The organism is Comamonas sp. GCA5, from assembly GCF_036541385.1.
Lineage (GTDB): Bacteria > Pseudomonadota > Gammaproteobacteria > Burkholderiales > Burkholderiaceae_C > Comamonas > Comamonas aquatica.
In genome coordinates this window covers 1-2,163 of sequence record NZ_JAZHFR010000166.1, presented here as the reverse complement: position 1 = coordinate 2,163, position 2,163 = coordinate 1, and the positions used below count along the sequence as shown (strand labels likewise).

The 2,163-nt window shown below is 56.7% G+C and carries 3 protein-coding genes and 1 pseudogene; 3 read left to right on the top strand and 1 reads right to left on the bottom strand.

Features of this window, described 5'->3' with window-relative positions:
- Nucleotides 1–144 precede the first annotated feature (144 nt).
- The 3 genes and pseudogenes from SJH88_RS18950 to SJH88_RS18940 all read left to right on the top strand — a co-directional run.
- Nucleotides 145–321, top strand: a complete 177-nt coding sequence (locus SJH88_RS18950; protein ID WP_274755367.1) for a hypothetical protein — start codon at nt 145–147, stop codon at nt 319–321.
- 12 nt (nt 322–333) lie between these two features.
- Nucleotides 334–720: a hypothetical protein gene (locus SJH88_RS18945; RefSeq protein ID WP_231499269.1), complete on the top strand. Its 387-nt coding sequence runs from the start codon at nt 334–336 to the stop codon at nt 718–720.
- A 183-nt stretch (nt 721–903) separates the two neighbouring features.
- Nucleotides 904–1,126 (top strand): annotated as a pseudogene (locus SJH88_RS18940) (heavy metal translocating P-type ATPase); the annotation flags it as partial.
- Nucleotides 1,127–1,224: 98 nt separating this feature from the next.
- Here SJH88_RS18940 and SJH88_RS18935 read toward each other — a convergent pair.
- Nucleotides 1,225–1,578, bottom strand: coding sequence for a DUF4148 domain-containing protein (locus tag SJH88_RS18935; RefSeq protein ID WP_081770869.1), 354 nt, complete (start codon nt 1,576–1,578; stop codon nt 1,225–1,227).
- Nucleotides 1,579–2,163: the final 585 nt, after the last annotated feature.

Below are 2,163 nucleotides of genomic sequence, written 5' to 3'. Positions count from 1 at the left end.
AACGACCAGTTTGACCGCCTCGAGTTTGAACTCGCGACTGAATGTCCTTCTTCTCTCCATTAACCACCTCCGGTTTCATCTGCCACCTTAACAAGGTGTCATCGAAACCGGCAGCAGCCCAGCAAGTCCGTTGCCGTCGCAGGGATGACCGCAAAGGTCACGCTTTTGGCTGGCAGCGATAAGCAGGATGTGCAACTCCAACCTGGTGACGGCAAGCTGGAAGCCTCTGGGAGCTTCAAAGTCCCTGCCGGTACCAAAGCCGTGGTCGCAGTCTCCAAGGCGGGCAAATCCGTCGCTTCCGTCCGCTTCACGCTGAAGTAACACGAAAGGCGCATGGAATCCCCGTTCCGAGATATCGGGTGGCGATTCCACTTCCTGCGCCTAACGTTGCTCGTCCAGTGTTGCGACATCGCAATGGCGGGCACGGTCCACCGTCTCGGCGCTTCACGTGTTCCTGTCAAGGTCTGGCAAGAGAAGCAATCCATGTCATTGCAGGTGGCCCAGGATGGGCTTTTTGCCAAGCTGTTCTGGATATGGATCAGCTTGTTGATCTCCGTGTTCGTATTTTGGAGACTGCGGCATCTGTGGCTGAAACTCCATCCCCCACTGGATGTGCGAACCAAGTACAGCCGGCGCTTGACCAAAAGACTGAGAGATCGCCAGGCGCTGCGCTTGAAGTGCAGAACCCCGAGGAAACCGCGCCCCCGCCATCGACGCTGAAAGCGAAGGGGCTGAACTTGGGCCCGCCGGGCTGATTACAGGGCCCCTCCGATGACTGAATGCTGGGCGTCATTGCACTGCACCCAGTCGCTGCTCCGAGCGGGCTAGGGATGTTTTCCTATACCCGAAGCCTGCGAGAAGGCGCGGTGACGCTTCCAAGAGAAGCACGAGTCTCCCGGGTCGATGGGTCAATGGCCTGAGGCAGCGATGGTGATGGCACTGTATGCCATTGCCAAGCTCATTGAAGCCCGGGCCGTGGACTGTGCTCGCAACGCTATCAAGAGCCTTATAGACCTGACGCCGCAGGATGGCCGAGGTACAGCAAGCCGACGGGCAATGGCGGCGCATGCAGACCGCTGCCGTGGCGGTAGGAACCATCGTGCGCCTGCGGCCTGGCGAGCGCATCTCAGAAATCTGAACAAGTCGATAAGCGCTGCGTCCACCGGAACGGGCAAAAAGTAAGTGATCGCGATATCAGATGACTTCGCGATCACAAATCCTCGCTCAGTTCCTCCACATGCTTTCTCGCTCCGCGCGCGCAGCAGGCGTCTCATTCACCAATTCGTCAATGACTTGCTGGCGAGTTTTTCCCGGACCATTGGCTTGTACAGGGGCCGGATAACTATTCGCATTGAAGCGAGAAAGACCGCCTTGTTGACGCATGGCAGCTTCAGCCTCAGCACGGACCTCAGCACGCGTCTTGCTGCTCTTGAAATGGTCGGGGTGCGTGGTGACACCTGCTTCATTGTTTGCCGGATGCCAATAGCCACTGGCTGCGGCCATGCCGGGCATACCCAATGCCGCTGTTGCTGCTGCAGCAGCAATCAAAGAAGACCAAGTGAGACGACGTTGTGACATGGAAACCATCCTTTTTTCAGTTAAGAACACTCTCCTTAAAGCTGCAATGCACCTAGGAGGAGAAGATGGCTCAAGTGTAGAAATTCGTCTCCGACAAAACACCAACGCAGAAATGACAATGCTGTCATGTGCACGTTCAAGTGTCGTGGTCAAGTTTTTTCGGACAGTGCGGCACCGCTGGCTGGGCCAGTTGTGCAGGGCATCGTTCAATCATGCCGCATTCCCTCGCAGGCTCGTGTTGTCGACAACGTCTCGCCGGGCACGCCTTCCAAGGGGTAACCTTGCGCTCCTCAGTAGGTCACGACCATGACCTCGGTCATGTTGGCAAGGCTGCGCATTTCACGCTAGACAGCCCACTGCAAAGCCACCTAGATGTGCGGCTCTACACGGACGCTGAGGACTTGCGATCTGGCAACGTCTCCTGAAATGGAAGATTCTAGGCTGGAAGGATTTGCAATTGAGTGCAGGGCGTGTCCGAATTTTTGTGTAAACGGTTCGGACTTCAATTGACGGAGATGCGGTCTCCGAACTCAATGGTAAAGCGGGTCAGCGCAGCCTTCCAATCCCGGATGGGCATGGTCCACT